We start from the raw sequence: 18,532 nt of genomic DNA on the forward strand, positions 1-18,532 counted from the left end.
TTGTCCCAGGGTGAGTGTCCCCACCTAGGGGCGCTGGGAACTGCGCGACAGGCCGCAACGAACCCGCAGCCGCCACACAGCCCCGCACCCCTACGGCGCTATCGCTCCAGCTGCCCGTTGAACCGACGCGGCAGCCCCAACGGGTTGTCGTCCCGCAACTCCACCGGCAGCAGAGCCTCCGGAGTCGTCTGGTACACGACCGGCCGCATCCACCGCTCGATAGCCGTACCGCCCACAGAAGTGGACGTCGACGTCGTGGCCGGGTACGGACCGCCGTGATGCTGAGCCGCCGCCACGGCGACCCCCGTCGGCCAGCCATTGACGAGCACACGGCCCGCCAGCGGCGTCAGCTCCGCCAGGATCTCCGTGCCACGCCCCTTGCCCTCGGTCTCCTCGGTCGACAGATGAACCGTCGCGGTGAGGTTGCCCGGCAGACGCGACAGCACGGCCCGCGCCTGCGCGTCGTCGTCGTAGCGCGCCACGACCGTCACCGGGCCGAAGCACTCCTCCAGGAGCAGATCGTGCTCGCCCTCGGCGGCCAGCCTGTCCGCCGGCACCGTCAGGAAGCCCGCGCTCACCGTGTGGTCACCGCCCGAGCCCGGCGTGACCGGCGTCTCCACGTCGGCCAGTTCGGCGCGCTCGGCGACCCCGGCGATGAAGTTGTCCCGCATCCGGTGGTCGAGCAGCACGCCCGCGTCGGTGTCGCTGACGGCGTCCGTGAGGGACTTGATCAGACCGTCACCGGCGGCGCCCGACGGCACCAGCACCAGGCCCGGCTTCACACAGAACTGGCCGACGCCCAGCGTCATGGAGCCCGCGAGCCCCGTACCGATGGCCTCGGCGCGCTCGGCGGCCGCGGCCTCGGTGACGACGACGGGGTTCAGGGAGCCCAGCTCGCCGTGGAAGGGGATCGGGACCGGACGGGCGGCTGCCGCGTCGAAGAGGGCCCGCCCGCCACGGATGGACCCGGTGAAGCCGGCGGCGGCGACCAGCGGGTGCTTGATCAGCTCGATGCCCGCCTCGAAGCCGTGCACGAGACCGAGCACGCTCTCGGGGATGCCGTGCTCGGATGCGGCCCGGCGCAGGACGGCCGCGACCAGCTCGGACAGGCCCGGGTGGTCGGGGTGTGCCTTGACGACGACCGGGTTGCCGGCCGCCAGCGCGCTCGCGGTGTCACCGCCGGCGACGGAGAAGGCGAAGGGGAAGTTGGAGGCCGAGTAGACGGCGACGACGCCGAGCGGCACCTTGTAGCGGCGCAGGTCCGGGATCGGCGGGGTCGCGGTGTCGTCGGGGTGGTTGATCACGACGTCGAGGAAGGCTCCTTCGTCGACGATGTCGGCGAAGGCCCGCAGCTGGTAGCTGGTGCGGGCGAGTTCGCCGGTGAGCCGGACCGGGCCGAGCGCGGTCTCGGCGTCGGCCGCCTCGACGAGCTGGTCCTTGGCGGTCTGCAGCTTGTCGGCGGCGGTACGCAGGAACGCGGCGCGAACCGTCCGGTCGGCGAGAGCGCCGCGGGCGTCGTGCGCGGCCCGGACGGTGGCGTCCACCTCCTGGGCGGTAGCCTCCACGGCAACCTGCTCACGCTGCTTCCCGGTTCGGGGGTCGACACTCCAGACTGGTGCTGCTGCCACCGCAGGTCCCTCCACACAGTTCCTAGGTCATCCACCAGGGTCGTTCGATATACTGAACGCTGTCCCTGATGGTGAATATGCTGTTGGAGACTATTTCCCGTCCAACGAAGGGGTCAAGGGCGATGTCGGCAGGCGAGACGGGCGGCGGGGCGCAGGTCAAGTCCGCGGTACGGACGGTTGAACTGCTCGAATACTTCGCCGGACGCCCCGGCATGCACTCCCTCGCGGCGGTCCAGGAGGCCGTCGGTTATCCCAAGTCCAGCCTCTACATGCTGCTGCGCACGCTGGTGGAGCTGGGCTGGGTGGAGACGGACGCGACGGGCACGCGGTACGGCATCGGGGTACGGGCGCTGCTGGTCGGCACGTCGTACATCGACGGCGACGAGGTGGTCGCGGCGGCGCGTCCGACACTGGACCGGCTGTCGGACGACACGACCGAGACCATCCACCTGGCGCGTCTGGACGGGACGAACGTCGTCTACCTGGCCACCCGGCAGTCGCAGCACTATCTGCGCCCCTTCACCAGGGTCGGCCGTCGGCTGCCGGCCCACTCCACCTCCCTCGGCAAGGCGCTGCTCAGCACCTACACCGACGAGCAGGTCCGCAAGATGCTCCCGGAGACACTTCCGGCGCTGACCGAGAACACCATCACCGACCGGGAGAAGCTCATCGAGGAACTGCACCTGGTGCGGGAGCAGGGCTTCGCCGTGGACCGCGAGGAGAACACGCTGGGGCTGCGCTGCTTCGGCGTGGCGATCCCCTACCGGACCCCGGCGCGGGACGCGATCAGCTGCTCGGTGCCGGTGGCCCGGCTCACGCCGGCGCACGAACAGATGGTGAAGGACGCGTTGTTCGACGCGCGGGACCGGCTGACACTGGCCACCCGTAGGCTCTGAGGCATGCAGATCACGCTCCGAGAGGTCCACGACAGCGATCTTCCGGTGTTCTTCCGGCAGATGAATGATCCCGAAGCCCTGCACATGGCGGCCTTCACCTCGAAGGACCCGACCGACCGGGACGCATTCGACGCCCACTGGAAACGCATCCGGGCCTCCGACGCCGTGCATCGCACGGTCCTGGCGGACGGGGACGTGGTGGGCAGCGCTTCGGTGTACGGCGAACCGAACGAGCGCGAGGTGACGTACTGGATCGACCGCGCGTACTGGGGGCAGGGCATCGCCACGGCGGCCCTGCGCGAGCTGGTGACCCAGGTACCCGAGCGCCCGCTGTACGCCCGCGCCGCCGCCGACAACGCCGGTTCCCGGCGCGTGCTGGAGAAGTGCGGTTTCCGGCTGTCGGCCCATGCGCGGGGGTACGCGAACGCCCGCGGCGAGGAGATCGACGAGGTCGTCCTGACGCTGGGCGTCTGACGGCGCCGCGCATGAACGTCCCATGAGAAACGCGGACGCGCGGGAACGATTCGCGGTGCTCTGCTCGTCTACCTGAGCGGAATGAACAAGACGATCAGGCGCGCATCGGTCTTCGCGCTGCTGCTGGTGTTCGCTCTGCTGGTGCGGGCGACCTGGGTGCAGTTCTACGACGGCCAGGCGCTCGCGGACGACAGCGACAACCGGCGGAATGCGATCGAGACGTACTCGTCGCCGCTCGGGAACATCATCGTGGCCGGTGAGTCGATCACCGGTTCCACGCGGACGAAGGGCGGAGACCTCGCGTACAAGCGCACGTACAAGAACGGCGAGCTCTACGCGGCGGTGACGGGCTTCGCCTCGCAGACGGGCAATCCGACCCAGCTGGAGGGTGTCTACAAGGACATCCTCAACGGCACGGACACCCGGCTGAAGTCCGTGATGGACACGGTCACCAACCAGCGGGCCGAGCCGGGCAACGTGGTCACGACGATCGACCCGGATGTACAGAAGGCCGGCTATGAGGCGCTCGGCGACAAGCAGGGCGCGGCCGTCGCGGTCGATCCGGCGACCGGCAAGATCCTGGCCGTCGTGTCGACGCCGTCGTACGACCCTTCGGCACTGGCCGACGCCAACACGTACGGAGACGCGTACGAGAAGCTGGACAAGGAGTCCGACAAGCCGCTGACCAACCGCGCGCTGCGGCAGCCGGTGGCACCGGGTTCGACGTTCAAGCTGGTCGTGGCGGCGGCCGCGCTGGAGGACGGTCTGTACTCGTCGGTGGACGAGAAGACCGACAGCCCGGACCCGTACACACTGCCCGGCACGGTCACCAAGCTGGAGAACGAGAACAAGTCGGCGCCCTGCGAGAACGCCTCGATCCGCACCGCGCTCCAGTACTCCTGCAACAACGTGTTCGCGAAGATGGCGTTCAACCTCGGCCAGGACAAACTGCGGGCGATGGCGGAGAAGTTCGGCTTCAACGACGAGTCGCAGGACGTACCCGTGCGGGCGTACACCAGCGTCTACCCCTCGGACATGGACGACTCGTCGACGGCCCTCACCGGCATCGGCCAGTTCGATGTCACCGCGACGCCGCTGCAGATGGCCATGGTGTCCGCGGCCATCGCCAACGGCGGCAAGCTGGTCTCGCCGCACATGGTGTCGCAGATCACGGACAGCGGCGGCGATGCGCTGGAGAACTACGACGACGAGGCGTCGACGACCGAGGTCGTCAGCTCCGAGACCGCCGAGCAGCTCCAGTCCGCGATGCAGACGGTCGTCAAGGACGGCACCGGTACCAACGCGCAGATCGACGGGGCGACCGTCGGCGGCAAGACGGGTACCGCGCAGCGCGGCGAGAACAACAGCAAGTCGCCGTACGCCTGGTTCACCTCGTACGGCAAGGCCGACGGCAAGGAGGTCGCCGTCGCGGTCCTGGTGGAGCAGTCCGACGCGGAGCGCTCCGAGGTCAGCGGCAACGGACTGGCGGCGCCGGTGGCCAAGGCGATGATGCAGGCGGCGCTGAAGAGCTAGCCGAGGAACCTGAAGAACCCAAGGGCCCCGTCCCCATGCCGAAGGGCCGTCCTACTCCCCCCTGAGGACGGCCCTTCACCCTTGCCGGTGTCAGCTCACTTCGCGCCGAGGATCTGCTCGATCGGGTCGATCGCGAAGTAGATCAGGAACAGCGCCGAGGTGCCCCACAGCAGCCAGTGGATCTCCTTGGCCTTGCCGAGGACCGTCTTGATCACGACGTAGGCGACGAAGCCCGCGCCGATGCCGTTGGTGATCGAGTACGTGAACGGCATCACGGCGATGGTGAGGAACGCCGGGATGGCGATCTCGTACTTCTCCCAGTCGATGTGCTTGACCTGGGTCATCATCAGGAAGCCGACGGCGACCAGGGCGGGGGCGGCCGCCTGGAGCGGGACGATGGTGAGCAGCGGGCCCAGGAACAGGGCGAGGCCGAAGAGGCCACCGGTGATCAGGTTCGAGAAGCCGGTGCGCGACCCCTCGCCGACCCCCGCCGCCGACTCGATGTACGACGTGGCGGAGGACGACGACGCCGCGCCGCCCGCGACCGCCGCCGCACCGTCGATGAGCAGCACCCGGCCGAGGTTCGGGACCTTGCCCTCCTCGTCGAGGAGGCCCGCCTCCGCGCTGATGCCGACGACCGTGCCCATGGTGTCGAAGAAGTCGGACAGGATCAGGGTGAAGATCAGCAGGACGACGGTGATGACACCGACGTCGGCGGCGCTGAACGCCCCGAAGAGGCTGAAGTGACCGATCAGCCCGAAGTCCGGGGTGTCGACGAGCTTGTCGGGCCACGCGGGTGTGGTCAGACCCCAGCTCTTGATGTCGGCCGCCGAGTTGATGATCATCGCGATGATCGTCATGGTCACGATGCTGATCAGGATGGCGCCCTTGACCTTGCGGGCGAGCAGTCCGATCGTCAGCAGCACGCCGAGACAGAAGACCAGAATCGGCCACCCGGAGAGGGTGCCGGTGCCGCCGAGCTGGACCGGCACGGTGGTGTTCGCAGCGTCGGGGATCCGGCTGACGAAGCCGGCGTCGACGAAGCCGATGAAGGCGATGAACAGACCGATGCCGACGCTGATCGCCTGCTTGAGCGGCTGCGGGATGGCGTGCATGACGGCCTCGCGCAGACCGGTCACCACCAGGACGCAGATCAGCAGGCCCTCGAGGACGACAAGGCCCATCGCGTCGTCCCAGCTCATCAGCGGGGCGATCTGGAAGGCGACGACTGCATTCAATCCGAGGCCCGCGGCGAGCGCGAGCGGCAGGTTGCCGCCGACGCCCATGATGATCGTCATCACCGCGGCCACCAGGGCGGTGGCGGTGGTGAGTTGGACCGGGTCGAGGGTGTCGCCGAACTTGTCCTTGGCGCTGCCCAGGATGATGGGATTCAGGACAAGGATGTAGGCCATCGTGAAGAATGTGGCGAAGCCGCCGCGTATCTCGCGGGCGAAGCTGGATCCCCGCTCGGAGATCTTGAAGTACCGGTCGACGCCGTTCGCCGCTGGTGGCGGGCTACTCGGCCGGTCGGCCACCTTCTGCGTGTCGGACATGGCTGTTGCTCCTTGTTGCCTGATTGATCTGTGCGCGGATGCTGGCTGGATTGTTCCCGCGTTGAACACGTTTCAGGTTTTCAACGTGTTACGGAATCGGGGTCCGGTGGGCCAGACTGCGTTCGAAGCCCTGTACGAGCCACGAGGTTGATCACTGCTACGCTTCCGGATCTCGTCCGGGCCACCTCCGGATGATCACATGTCATTCACATGACAGACACAGGGAGGTCTCGCCCGTGGGCACGGTCGTCGACGACGCAGCCTCCGTGGAGTTCCATGCCTTCTTCGAGCGTCACTACGCCGAACTGTCCCGTCTCGCCCATCTGCTGACCGGCGAGTCGGACGCCGCCGACGATCTCGCGGCGGACGCGCTGCTCGCGCTCTGGAACCGCTGGGACCGGGTGCGCGCGGCCGACCATCCGGCAGCGTACGCCCGTGGTGTCGTCGCCAATCTCGCCCGCACCCGCATCCGCAGCGCGGTCCGCGAGCGCCGGCGGATCGCCCTGTTCTGGTCGCAGCGCGAGGAGAAGACGGAGAACCCGGACATAGCGGGTGTCGTGGACGTCCAAGAGGCGCTGCGCAGGCTGCCGTTCCGCAAACGGGCGTGCGTGGTCCTCCGGCACGCGTTCGACCTGTCGGAAAAGGACACCGCTCTCGCACTCGGTGTTTCCGTGGGTACGGTTAAGTCCCAGACGTCCAAGGGCATGGCGGAACTGCAGCGGCTGCTCGGCTCCCAGGGCGTACCGCAGAAGGTGCACGCGGCGATGGCGCGCGGCGGCGAGACCGGAGGACGGAACCGATGAGGCAGCAGGACGTGCACGACGAGCTGCGCGCCCGGCTGCACGAGGCGGCCGGACAGCACGAGCCCGATCGCGCGCGCATCCTGGCGCGGATCGAGCGCGGTATGGCCGAGGAGGTACGCTCGGACCACCGGGCGACCCGTCCGCCGGTGTTCGGCTGGGTCCGGGTGGTCAGCGCCACGGCCGCGGTCGCGTGTGTGCTCGGCGTCGGCGGCTACGCGGTGGCATCGGCCGTGAAGGACGACGCTCCGCAGCAGACCGTGGCGACCACGGCGACCCCCGAGCCGTCGCCGGACGCGACGAGCCGGGCGCCGATCGAACCGGCCGACCCGTCGCCGGGCGAGGCCCAGGAGACCAGCAGGCCCAGCAGCACCCCCACGCGGCAGCAGCCCTCCGCGACCCCCACCGCCCAGCCCCCGGTCACCGCCTCCGGCGAGGAGGACGGCCCCCTCTGGTCGGACGGCTCGGTCGACCCGCACAGCAACGACTTCTGGGCGCAGAGCAACATCACCCTGAAGACCTCCGAGGAACTGACCGCGCTCACCGTGCGGTTGAAGGTCGCGCAGACCGGCGGTGTCACCTCGGCCGGTGCCTGGCGCTCGCTCCCCGAGGACGACTTCACGCTGACGACCGAGGAGAAGGACGGCTTCCTCGTCTACACCTGGACGCTCAAGGAGGGCCACAAGGTCGCCAAGGGCGAGTGGGTGTTCGCGGGGCAGTACGACCATGAGCGCGGCGGCCGCGACGCGGCGGACGACCGGTACACCGCGACCGGCACCGCGGGCGGCGAACAGCTCGCGGTGAAGGGCGACTTCGCCTCCCACTCGGGCGACGACGCGTCCTCCGACGGAGATTCGTAAAGAAATCCGCAGGGGCGGCAACCCTTTCCTTCACCCGTGGCGACCAGGAGCCGTAAGGATCCTCTCCCACGCAAGGAACGGGCATGACTGCACGAGCTGAACAGCGCGTCCGCCACCGCCGCCAGGTCTCCAAGCGCCGGGCGGTGATCGCCGGAGTCTCGGCCCTCGGCATCACGGGTGCGGCGGTCGTCACGACGACGATGCTGTCCTCCGCGAGCGCCGCGTCCTCCTGGCCGACCGCCACCGGCAAGCAGGCCGTGAGCAGCACCATCAAGGTCACGGGCACCTACAACGGCGGCTACAAGCAGTTCTACGGCAGCGGCGCTCTCGGCGGCGACAGCCAGGACGAGGGCCAGGACCCGGTCTTCCAACTGGCGGACGGTGCCGTCCTCAAGAACGTGATCATCGGCACCCCGGCCGCGGACGGCGTCCACTGCCTGGGCAGCTGCACACTGCAGAACGTGTGGTGGACGGATGTCGGCGAGGACGCGGCGACCTTCAAGGGCAAGTCCTCCTCGTCCGTGTACACGGTCTACGGCGGCGGCGCGAAGAACGGCTCGGACAAGGTCCTCCAGTTCAACGGCGCGGGCAAGCTGGTCGTGAGCAAGTTCCAGGTCGAGAACTCCGGCAAGCTGGTGCGCAGCTGCGGCAACTGCTCCACGCAGTACAAGCGCACGATCATCCTCAACGACGTGGACGTCACCGCGCCGATGAACTCGATCGTGGGCATCAACACGAACTACGGCGACACCGCCGCGCTGCGCAAGGTCCGCATCCACGGCGACAGCAGCAAGAAGATCAAGACCTGTGTCCGCTTCAAGGGCAACAACACGGGCGCCGAACCGACCCAGATCGGTACCGGTGCCGACGGAACCTTCTGCAGGTTCTCCTCCTCTGACATTTCGTACGAGTGAGTGAACCTTCAAGCATGACGGAGCCATCCCCTTGAGCACGCACAAGAGACACCTCACGCGCCGACGCGTGCTCGGGGCCTCCGCGATCGGCGTCGCCGCCACCGGCGCCGCCGTCGCGGGCGGCACCGGCCTGCTGTCGTCGGCGTCCGCCGCGACCTTCGGCTACCAGGACGACGGCAAGAACTACGTCATCGACACCGGAGCCTCGCTCGTCCTCAAGGTCTCCAAGTCGACCGGCGACATCACGTCCCTCGCCTACAAGGGCAAGGAGTACGAGGGCTACGGCGGCAGGCACTCGCACGTCGAGTCCGGCCTCGGCGCCTCCACGGTGACGATCAAGCAGGTGGGCTCGACGATCCTGGTGAAGGCCGCGCACGGCGCGATCACCCAGTGGTACGCGGCCCGCAGCGGACAGAACAACGTCTACGCCTGGACGAACAAGGCTGACGCCTCCTTCACCGCGACCCGCTACCTCGTCCGCCTCAAGCCCGGGATGTTCCCCAACGAGGGCTCGGACTCCTGGATCGAGGCCTCCGACAAGGTCATCGAGGCCGGTGACGTCTGGAAGCGCGGCGACGGCACGACCCACTCCAAGCACTACTCGGGCAAGCGTGTCATCGACTACGACCACGTCGGCTTCACCACCGGCTCGGTCGGTCTGTATCTGGTGCGCTCCAACCACGAGAAGGCCTCGGGCGGTCCCTTCTACCGCTCGCTGCTGCGCCACTCCAACGACCTGGGCGCGGGGCTCTACGAGATCCTGCACTACAACCAGGCCCAGACCGAGGCCCAGCGCTTCGGCCTGCAGGGCCCCTATGTGCTGGCCTTCACCGACGGCGGTACGCCCTCGTCGGCCCTCTTCCACGCCAAGCTCGACACCTCCTGGGTGGACGGCCTCGGCATCACCGGCTGGGTCGGCGCGGCCGGCCGCGGCAAGGTGGCGGGCGTCGGGCTGAAGGGGATGGACGCCAGGTACGAGTACACCGTGGGCTTCGCCAACGCGGACGCCCAGTACTGGGCGAGGGCCGCGGCGGGCACGGGCGGGTTCTCCTGCAAGGGGATGCTGCCGGGGACGTACACGCTGACCGTCCACAAGGGCGAACTCGCCGTGCACACAGCGTCGGTGAAGGTCACGGCGGGCGGTACGACGTCTCTGAACTCGTTGAGCATCGCCGGTGACCCGTCCACCGCGAAGGCCCTGTGGCGGCTCGGCGACTGGGACGGCACGCCCGGTGAGTTCAAGAACGCCAAGCTGATGACGTACGCCCATCCCTCCGACGCCCGCGCGTCGAAGTGGACGGGCAATGTGACGATCGGCAGCGGCAGCGAGGCCGCTTCCTTCCCGGCGTACATGTGGAAGGACGTCAATGACGGCATCCTGATCTACTTCAAGTTGACCGCGGCACAAGCGGCGGCCGCGCATACTCTGAGGGTCGGGGTGACGGACGCCTTCGCCAACGGGCGCCCGCGGGTGACGGTGAACGACTGGGTCTCGGCCATCCCCACGGCTCCCGCACAACCCGACACCCGCTCTCTCACCACAGGTTCATACCGGGGGAACAACCATTCGTTCTCCTTCAACGTCCCTAGTAGTGCGTGGAAGACGGACACCTCGCAGTACAACGTTCTGAAGCTCAACATCGTCAGTGGTTCGGGGGGTACGGCCTACCTCAGCGCCGGCACCTCGTTCGACTGCATAGACCTGCTGACCTGAGCCCCCCTCGGTCAGCAGAGCCGGCAGAGCCCCCCTCGGCCGGCACAGAGAACGCCCCGCAGGTGACGACCTGCGGGGCGTTCGCTTACCTGGGGGCGCGGGGAACTGCGCGACCAGCCACAGCCGGCCGGCAGCCCGCGTACAACCGTCAGTTCATCGTCGAACCGATCGTCGTGGAACCCGTGGTCAAGAACGCCGTGGCCGGAAGCGACCCGTCGGACTTCCGCGCGCTGTACGCCGTCGTCGCGTCCGTCGACTTGAAGGACGGCGCCGAGACCCCGCTGTCCCAGTTGTTCGCGGCGGACACCGTCGACGAGCCCAGCTTGGACAGCCCGCCCTTGTTGCTCACGGCCAGGTTCCGCGCCAGGCGGGCCTTGCCCGTGGCGAAGTAGAAGCCCGCCTCGGCGTTGGCGTACGCCGTGTTGCGGTTCAGGACGATCGCACCCGGGTTGGAGTTCTCGGTGAACCCGTTCAGCGTGTTGTCCCAGGCCGCGTTGTTGTTGACGACGTGCGCGACCGTGACACCCCCGCCGCCCAGCTTGTAGCCGTTGCCGTTGCCCTCGAAGGCCGAGTCGTTCCAGCGGTTCTTGCCGTTGCCGAACGCCCAGGAGTGCTCGATGGTGACCGGGGAGGAGAACTGCCAGAGGTCGAGACCGTCATCCGAGTTGTTGTAGAGACGGGCGCCGGTGATCCTGTTGCCGGTGCCGGAGCCGAACTTGACCGCGATGCCGTCGGCGTTCTGCCCGTGTCCGGCCGGGTCGTAGTTGCCGTGGCTGTCCAGGTTCTGCACGAGGTTGTTCGTCGTGCCGTCGCCGCGCAGGGTGAACCCGGAGTCGCCGTTGTTCGCGGTGACGAGGTTCTTGAAGACGCCGCCCACGGACGAGGTCACGACGAAGCCCTGGGCCGGGGAGTTCTGGAAGGTCAGGTTCTGCACGGTCCAGTAGTCGCCGTAGATCCCGGCCAGCCAGGACCCGTCGGCCAGCTTGGAGCCGTCGATCCTGACCTTCTCGCTGCCGTACGCCTGGAGCGTGATCCGTGCCGAACTCGTGCCGTTCGCGGTCGACTTGAGAGTCGCCGTCGGGTAGTACGTGCCGGCGCGGAGCTCGATGGCGGTGCCCGCGGCGGCGCTCTTCACGGCTGCTTCGAGCTGCGCGGTCGTGGACACGGTGACCGTCGACGAAGCGGCCTCGGCACCGCCGTTCGACAGGCCGAGATAGACGCCGCCCGCCCCCGCGGCGACGGCCACCGCCGCGGCGACGGAGAGCGTACGGGTCCTGCGGTGGCGTCCGGTGCTCTGACGCACGGGGCGTTCCTTTCCTAGGCGATGGAGACGAAACGGGCCGGAGGGGCCGCCCCGGCCCGTTTCTGCATCCAGGTCGCCGCCGCATCCGGAAAAGGTTGCCGCGTCCCGTGAAGATCGATCGAAAGTTTCGGTATCGCCCATCCCCCGCACACCGATTGACGCGTCCCGCCCCACCGATAACACTCCGATCGAACACAAACCCCCACACTCACACAGGATGTGTCATGCGCCCCCGCACCGCTCGCACGCTCCTGCTCCCCCTCCTGGCCCTTCTGCTCGGCCTGCTGTCGGCCCCGCCCAGTACCGCGAACTCCGGAGCTCCACCCGTGAACAAGCCCAAGTACGCCGGATATCTCTTCACCTACTTCACCGGCGAGGGCACCGCCGACGGCGAGCAGATCCGCTACGCCCTCAGCCGTGGCAACGACCCGCTGCACTGGCGTGAGCTGAACGCCGGAAAGCCGGTCCTGACCTCGACGACCGGCGAGAAGGGGCTGCGCGACCCGTTCGTGATCCGCTCCCCCAAGGGCGACAAGTTCTATCTGATCGCCACCGATCTGCGCATGTACCGCAACAGCAGCGGCAGTTGGGACCACGTCCAGCGGCACGGCAGCAAGTCGATCATGGTCTGGGAGTCCACCGACCTGGTGCACTGGACCGACCAGCGCCTGGTGAAGGTCTCCCCCGACTCGGCGGGCAACACCTGGGCGCCGGAGGCCTACTGGGACGACTCCCTCGGCGAGTACGTCGTCTTCTGGGCGTCGAAGCTGTACGCCGACGACGACCCCGACCACACGGGATCGACGTACAACAAGATGCTGTACGCGACCACGAAGGACTTCCGCACCTTCAGCGAACCGAAGGTCTGGGACGACCCGGGCTACTCGGTCATCGACTCGACGGTCGTGAAGCACAAGGACACGTACTACCGCTACACCAAGGACGAGCGGGACCCCGGCTCCTCCAGCCCCTGCTCGAAGTTCATCACCGCGGAGAAGTCGACCTCCCTGACCTCGACGACGTACGACTTCGTGGCGGACTGCGTCGGCAGCGGCGCGATGTCGCGCGGCGAGGGGCCGACGGTGTTCAAGTCGAACACCGAGGAGAAGTGGTACCTCTTCATCGACGAGTACGGCGGTCGCGGGTACGTCCCCTTCGAGACGACCGACCTCGACTCGGGCAAGTGGACCCCGTCCACGGACTACCAGCTCCCGGCAAGTCCGCGGCACGGAACGGTACTTCCGGTGACGCAGGCCGAGTACGACCGGCTGCTGGCGGCGTATCCGGTCGGTCCCACCTCGGTCGTCGACGTGACGGCGCAGGACCAGAAGGGGTACGCCATCGTCACGGAGGCCTCCTCGAAGGTCGTGCTGCCGATGCGGCCGGACGCGGACCTCTCGCGCCTGGCACCGAGGCTCGCGATCGGTGAAGGCGCCTCCGTCAGCCCCAGGTCCGGTACCCGTCGCGACTTCCGCAAGCCGCAGACGTACACCGTGACGGCCGCCGACGGCACCCGGCGCACCTGGACGGTGGAGGCGGTACGGACCGGGAGTCCCGTCCTGCCGGGGCTCAACGCCGACCCCGACGTGCACTATCTGAACGGCGAGTACTGGATCTACCCGACGACGGACGGCTTCCAGGGCTGGGGCGGCACCCGGTTCAAGGCGTACTCGTCGAAGGACCTGGTCCACTGGAAGGACCACGGCGTCATCCTGGACCTCGGTCCGGACGTCACCTGGGCGGACACGTACGCGTGGGCGCCGGCGATCGCCGAGCGGGACGGCAAGTACTACTTCTACTTCTGTGCCGAGCAGCAGATCGGCGTCGCGGTGGCGGACTCCCCCGCCGGTCCCTTCAAGGACGCGCTGGGCAAGCCGCTGGTGGCGAAGGGCGGCTCGCTCCAGGGCCAGATGATCGACCCCGCCGTGTACACGGACGACGACGGGACGTCGTATCTCTACTGGGGCAACGGCCACGGATACGTCGTGCCGCTGAACGACGACATGACCTCGTACGACCCGGCGAAGGTCAAGGACATCACCCCGGACAACTTCCGCGAGGGATCCTTCGTGATCAAGCGGAAGGGCACGTACTACTTCATGTGGTCCGAGGACGACACCCGCAGCGAGAACTACCACGTCGCCTACGCGACGGGACCGTCCCCGCTCGGCCCGTGGACCAAGAAGGGGACGATCCTGTCCAAGCGTCCCGAGTACGGCATCCTCGCCACCGGCCATCACTCCGTGGTGAACACGCCCGGCACCGACGACTGGTACATCGTCTACCACCGGTTCGCCCTGAACGGGCCGGGCAAGGCGGGCGGGGACGGCATGCACCGGGAGACGACCGTCGACCGCATGGAGTTCGCGGCCGACGGATCGATTCTGCCGGTGGTGCCGACCCTGGAGGGGATCAAGCCGGTCAGGAAGAACTAGCTGACGAAGTACGTCGGGTTCGGGAGCTTGTACGTCCTGTCGGCGTAGCCGCCGTCCAGGTCCGAGTACTGGTCACCGAAGTTGGCGACGATGTCGTACCCGAGGTCCCGCTCGATGTGCTTGCGGGTGCCGGACTTGTACTGCACGGTCGTGCAGGTCCAGGTGCCCGGCGTGGCGCAGGCGCTGAGGTAGGACGGCGGGTTGGCCTTGTCCTTGAGGAAGACGTGGTCGGCGTCGAGGTTCACATCGGCGCCGATCTTCTTCAGGTTCTCGACGGCCGCGGAGCGCTGCGCCTCGGACAGACCCGAGTTGTAGAAGACCTCCACGCCCTTGGACTCGGCGTACCGGACCAGCTCGGGGCTGCCGAAGACCGCCGGGCGGTCGGCCTTGTTCACGTAGTCGGCCCACGTGGTGGCGTTGTACGTGTAGTTGGTCTTCTTCTCGTAGTCGAGGCTGAGCAGCAGCGTGTCGTCGATGTCGAAGACGACCGCGGGCTTGTCGCCCTTCTTCAGCGCCTTGCGGGCCGCCTTGTCGATCTGCTTCCTGGCGGCCGCGTCGAGCTTCGCCAGGTCCTTGGCGTACTGGCTGCTCGTGGACGCCTGGTAGACGCCGTCGGCGTCGAGGGTGGTGCCGTAGTAGGTGTCGATGTCCTTCACCAGGAGCCCGATGTTGTAGGGCTCGTGGGTGCTGTTCGCGGTGGACTGGCCGGCCGTGGCCGCACCGGCGCCGTAGAGGGCGGCGCCGGTGACGGCACACGCTGCGGCGATCGCCGCGATACGCAGTGGCTTATGCATGACAGACGTTCTACGCGCGTCACCCGGGTGGGCGCGAGACCCGCCGGGCAAAAAACGGGTCAAGCGCCCCGAGGGATCAGTTCATCGTGGCGCCGATGGTCGTCGAGCCCGTGGTGAGGAAGGTCGTGGCCGGCAGGGTGCCGCTGGAGCTGCGGGCGTTGTACGTCGTCGACGCGTTCGTGGAGATGAAGGAGGGCGTCGCGATGCCGGAGTCCCAGTTGTTGCCGGCCGAGGTGACCGACGAGCCCTTGTTGACCGAACCGCCGCTGTTGCTGACGGCGAGGTTCTTGCCGAGCTTGGCGGCGCCGGTGGCGAAGTAGTAGCCCCACTTGCTGTTGGCGTAGGCGGTGGTGCGGTTGATGACGATCGCGCCCTTGTTGGAGTTCTCGGTGAACCCGTTGCCGGCGTTGCCCCAGGCCGCCGAGTTGTTGATGACGTGCGCGACGACCTCGCCGTCGCCGCCCAGCTTGTAGCCGTTGCCGTCGCCCGCGAAGGCCGAGTCGGACCAGCGGTTGACGCCGTTGCCCATGGCCCAGGTGTGCTCGACGGTGACGGGCGAGGAGAAGGACCAGAAGTCCAGACCGTCGTCCGAGTTGTTGTAGAGGCGGGCGCCGGTGATCAGGTTGCCGGAGCCGGAACCGTACTTCACGGCGATGCCGTCGGCGTTCTCGCCGTGGTTGGCGGGGTCGTAGTGGCCGTAGGAGTCGATGTTCCTGACCGTGTTGTTGACGGTCCCGTCGCCGGTGAGCGTGAAGCCGGAGTCGCCGCCGTTGATGGTCTTGATGTTGTTCCACACCGTGCCGGTGCAGGACTGGCAGACGACGGCGCTGTCCGGGGAGTTCTGGAAGGTGATGTTGGAGACGTTCCAGTAGTCCGCGGTCAGCTTGAGGATCCAGTCGCCGTCGGGCAGGTTCGAGCCGTCGATCTTCACGGTCTCCGAACCGTAGGCGGTGAGCTGGACCGGCGAGGACGAGGTGCCGTTGGCCGTGGACTGGAGGGTGGCCGTCGGGTAGTAGGTGCCGCCGCGGACCTGGATGACCGTGCCGGCGGTGGCGCCGGATATGGCGCTGGTCAGTTCGGCCGAGGTGTCGACGACCACGGTCGCGGCCTGGGCCTGGGTGGGGAGGACGGCCACGGCGGTGCCGAGGGCGAGGGCCGTCGTGGCGATCAGAGCGGTACGACGAGACATGGAGTGCGGTCCTTTTCTCGTTCGGACGGGGAGGGGGACGGTGGGTCAGAGGACGTGGTCGAGCCAGTGGAAGACCTCGTCCTGCATGCGGTCGACGAAGACATGGCCGAGATCGGGCCAGGTCTTCAGACGCAACCGCTCCTCGGCGTGGCACGAGTGCCAGACGGCGCGCAACGTGTCGTACGCGGCCTGGACGCCGTCGGCGGGGAACAGCGGGTCGAGCCCGCCGTCGAAGAAGAGCATCGGCCTGGGTGCGGCGATGCTCGCCACGTCGGGGAAGTCGAGGAACCGGGCCAGGCCCGGGTGGAGCATGTAGTACGACGACTGCCCGCGCAGCGCGTTGTTGCCGGGCACCATCATTTCCCTGAGGCCGGTCATCCAGCAGACGGCGGCGGTGGCCGCGATCTCGTGGCTGAGCGCGGCGGTCTGCCAGGCGCGGTAGGCCCCCATGGAGAAGCCGAGGGCCCCGACCCGGCGCACGCGCTTCAGGCCGGCCAGGAAGCCGGCGGCGCGGGCGTCCTCGCGGGCCATGAGTCCGGCGAGCGAGGAGCCGAGATGGTAGAAGTTGCTCGCCAGGGCCTGCTGTTGGTCATAGGCGATCGGGCCGCGGTCCCCCCAGCCCGGGGCGTCCAGGCACAGCACGACATATCCGCGCCGGGCCAGTTCGTCGCCCACGAACCGACCGCTGAAGTACCTGTCGGCCCACGCCCGGGCGGAGGCCAGCCGGGTCTCGTCGTACCAGGGCCGGACGAGTTTCTCCTTGCCGATGCCGAACTCGGCCCCGTGGTCGTGGAGGAGGAGCACGGCGGGGAAGGGGCCGGGGCCGTGCGGGGTGAGAAGGGCACCCCGCACGCGCTCGTATCGGGTGAGGGAGAGCGTCACCAACTCCTGGGTGTAGGAGTCCGTTCGGGACGGCACGCCGTACTCCGGCGCGTACGGGATCTCGTCCTGCCGCTCCACCAGGAGGTGTTTCTCGACCTTGGCCCGGGCCACGAGCCGCCAGTCACTGAAGTCCCGGACCGGTGAGTTGCCCCAGGCGAGCGGGAAGGTGAGCTCCTTCCCGAACGCCGGGTACAGGCTGTCAGGGTTGGCCATACGGCCTCCCCGCGCCGGCGTGGGTCAGGACGTGGTGCTCGACCGCCGCCGGGGACCTGAGCGGCCGGTAGTCGTAGACGTCGGCCGGGTCCCAGCCGACGTCGTCGCTCAGTCCGAGGCCGCTCGCCACCGTGTTCAGCCTGGCCGGGCGGCCGTTGAACCAGGATCCGGTGTCGTGGAAGTGCTCGCCGCCGTAGGCGGCCAGAGCGAGGTTCGGGTCGTACCGGAAGACGTTGCGCTCGGAGTGGATCGCCGACTCCACGCCCACGCCCAGGGCGTAGAGAGGTGCCTGGCCCCGGTAGACGTTGTTGACGACATGCACCTGTCCGAAGCGGACGCGGGGGCCGCGCTGCATGATGTCGGTGAACAGGTTCCGGGCGAAGGTGATCCTGAGGTGCCCCCGGTCGCGGTCGCCGCGTCCGTCGCCCGACCCGATGAGGAGCGCCTTGTCGTGGTCGGTGAACCGGCTGTCGGAGACGGTGATGAAGTCGGAGCCGTCCTCGATGTCCAGCAGTCCGTCGTGCCGTTGGACGTGCTCGCGGTGGAAGCCGAGCGGTGCCTCGCGGTCCGGGAAGCGGCCGTCGGTGAAGGTGCAGTGGTCGACCCAGATGTTCTTGCCGGTGATGACGGTCATCGCGTCGAAGCGGGCGTTCCAGTTGCCCTGGGTGCCGTCGTCGGGCGACCAGCTGGTGAAGTGGTCGACGGGAGCCTCCAGTTGGAGGTTGCGCACGATGATGTTCGTGCCGGTGTTGACCGTCAGGAAGACACCGAGCAGCCGGGCGTCCCGGCCGACACCGACGAGTGTCGTGTTGCTCGGCACGGTCAGCTGGATCTGCGCCTTCTCCTTGTTCGACCCGGTCTGCCGCAGCTGCCGCTGCTGTCTGCAGTAGTCGTGACGGGTGTCGGACCAGGTGGTGCCGTCCTCGCCGAAGCAGGACATGTACTTGGCGAGGTCGTATCCGGGCGCGTAGTCCTGTTCGCCGAGCAGTGAACCGTCGTCCGCCTCATGGCCGTTGATGTCCCCGACGACCCGGATCACCTTGGGTGCGGTGGGATCGCCCGCGTTGGTGAGAGCCTCCTTGAGCTCGGCGCGGGTGTGCACCGTCGAGACGGTGCCGCCCGCCCCGCCGGTGGTGCCGGTGCCGGTGGACGCCCAGCCGACGGGACCGCGCCCGGTGGCGGCGGCCGCCTGCGGTGCCCAGCCGAAGGCCAGGCACACGCAGGCGAGGAGGGCCGCGGCGGCCCTGAGCGTCGGGTGCACCACCGTGCCCCGCAAGGGGCGCGGGGAACTGCGCGGCCGGCCCCCACCGGCCCGCGGCGAACCAACCGCGTGCCCGGCGGAGC

At 68.4% G+C, this 18,532-nt stretch carries 15 protein-coding genes; 8 read left to right on the forward strand and 7 right to left on the reverse strand.

The genetic code is table 11. The features are described from left to right. Positions 1-98 precede the first annotated feature (98 nt). Positions 99-1,628, reverse strand: coding sequence for an aldehyde dehydrogenase (NADP(+)) (locus tag ACWD3I_RS17805; RefSeq protein WP_365403660.1), 1,530 nt, complete (start codon positions 1,626-1,628; stop codon positions 99-101). Between the two features lie 122 nt (positions 1,629-1,750). On the opposite strand from ACWD3I_RS17805, the gene ACWD3I_RS17810 reads away from it, so the two are divergent. The 3 genes from ACWD3I_RS17810 (at position 1,751) to ACWD3I_RS17820 (ending at position 4,531) form a co-directional block, all read left to right on the forward strand. Next, on the forward strand, positions 1,751-2,524 hold the full coding sequence (locus ACWD3I_RS17810) for an IclR family transcriptional regulator (protein ID WP_327716337.1): 774 nt from the start codon (positions 1,751-1,753) through the stop codon (positions 2,522-2,524). A gap of 3 nt (positions 2,525-2,527) precedes the next feature. Next, positions 2,528-2,998 carry a GNAT family N-acetyltransferase gene (locus ACWD3I_RS17815; RefSeq protein ID WP_365403663.1) on the forward strand — a complete coding sequence of 157 codons (471 nt, stop codon included), beginning with the start codon at positions 2,528-2,530 and terminating at the stop codon, positions 2,996-2,998. A gap of 81 nt (positions 2,999-3,079) precedes the next feature. Further along, on the forward strand, positions 3,080-4,531 hold the full coding sequence (locus ACWD3I_RS17820; protein WP_365403666.1) for a peptidoglycan D,D-transpeptidase FtsI family protein: 1,452 nt from the start codon (positions 3,080-3,082) through the stop codon (positions 4,529-4,531). A gap of 95 nt (positions 4,532-4,626) precedes the next feature. On the opposite strand, the gene ACWD3I_RS17825 is transcribed toward ACWD3I_RS17820, so the two are convergent. Then, positions 4,627-6,084 (reverse strand): NCS2 family permease, encoded by a 1,458-nt coding sequence (locus ACWD3I_RS17825; RefSeq protein WP_365403669.1) that lies wholly within the window; start codon positions 6,082-6,084, stop codon positions 4,627-4,629. Positions 6,085-6,320: 236 nt separating this feature from the next. Between ACWD3I_RS17825 and ACWD3I_RS17830 the strand changes: the two genes are divergently transcribed. From ACWD3I_RS17830 to ACWD3I_RS17845, 4 genes are all read left to right on the forward strand, one after another. Beyond that, positions 6,321-6,887 carry a SigE family RNA polymerase sigma factor gene (locus tag ACWD3I_RS17830; protein WP_266828930.1) on the forward strand — a complete coding sequence of 189 codons (567 nt, stop codon included), beginning with the start codon at positions 6,321-6,323 and terminating at the stop codon, positions 6,885-6,887. Beyond that, entirely contained in the window at positions 6,884-7,744 is an 861-nt protein-coding gene (locus ACWD3I_RS17835) for a hypothetical protein (protein ID WP_365403672.1), read from the forward strand. The genes ACWD3I_RS17830 and ACWD3I_RS17835 overlap by 4 nt, the downstream gene beginning before the upstream one ends. Before the next feature lie 83 nt (positions 7,745-7,827). After that, the gene (locus ACWD3I_RS17840) at positions 7,828-8,658 is read left to right on the forward strand and encodes a pectate lyase (RefSeq protein WP_365403675.1); all 831 of its coding nucleotides are present in this window, start codon (positions 7,828-7,830) and stop codon (positions 8,656-8,658) included. A 31-nt stretch (positions 8,659-8,689) separates the two neighbouring features. Then, positions 8,690-10,372: a rhamnogalacturonan lyase B N-terminal domain-containing protein gene (locus ACWD3I_RS17845; protein WP_365403678.1), complete on the forward strand. Its 1,683-nt coding sequence runs from the start codon at positions 8,690-8,692 to the stop codon at positions 10,370-10,372. A gap of 148 nt (positions 10,373-10,520) precedes the next feature. On the opposite strand, the gene ACWD3I_RS17850 is transcribed toward ACWD3I_RS17845, so the two are convergent. Further along, on the reverse strand, positions 10,521-11,675 hold the full coding sequence (locus ACWD3I_RS17850) for a right-handed parallel beta-helix repeat-containing protein (RefSeq protein ID WP_365403681.1): 1,155 nt from the start codon (positions 11,673-11,675) through the stop codon (positions 10,521-10,523). A gap of 224 nt (positions 11,676-11,899) precedes the next feature. On the opposite strand from ACWD3I_RS17850, the gene ACWD3I_RS17855 reads away from it, so the two are divergent. Then, a complete protein-coding gene (locus tag ACWD3I_RS17855; RefSeq protein WP_365403684.1) occupies positions 11,900-14,110 on the forward strand; it encodes a family 43 glycosylhydrolase in 2,211 nt (736 codons plus the stop codon). Here ACWD3I_RS17855 and ACWD3I_RS17860 read toward each other — a convergent pair. The 4 genes from ACWD3I_RS17860 to ACWD3I_RS17875 all read right to left on the reverse strand — a co-directional run bounded on the left by ACWD3I_RS17860 (position 14,107) and on the right by ACWD3I_RS17875 (position 18,449). Then, positions 14,107-14,904, reverse strand: coding sequence for an HAD family acid phosphatase (locus ACWD3I_RS17860; protein WP_365403687.1), 798 nt, complete (start codon positions 14,902-14,904; stop codon positions 14,107-14,109). The genes ACWD3I_RS17855 and ACWD3I_RS17860 overlap by 4 nt on opposite strands. A 76-nt stretch (positions 14,905-14,980) precedes the next feature. Continuing rightward, positions 14,981-16,093, reverse strand: a complete 1,113-nt coding sequence (locus tag ACWD3I_RS17865; RefSeq protein ID WP_365403690.1) for a right-handed parallel beta-helix repeat-containing protein — start codon at positions 16,091-16,093, stop codon at positions 14,981-14,983. A 45-nt stretch (positions 16,094-16,138) separates the two neighbouring features. Then, the gene (locus ACWD3I_RS17870; RefSeq protein ID WP_365403693.1) at positions 16,139-17,188 is read right to left on the reverse strand and encodes a dienelactone hydrolase family protein; all 1,050 of its coding nucleotides are present in this window, start codon (positions 17,186-17,188) and stop codon (positions 16,139-16,141) included. After that, entirely contained in the window at positions 17,175-18,449 is a 1,275-nt protein-coding gene (locus ACWD3I_RS17875; protein ID WP_365403696.1) for a pectate lyase family protein, read from the reverse strand. The genes ACWD3I_RS17870 and ACWD3I_RS17875 overlap by 14 nt, the downstream gene beginning before the upstream one ends. Positions 18,450-18,532: the final 83 nt, after the last annotated feature.

The sequence above is a fragment of the Streptomyces sp. NPDC002817 genome (assembly GCF_053592055.1).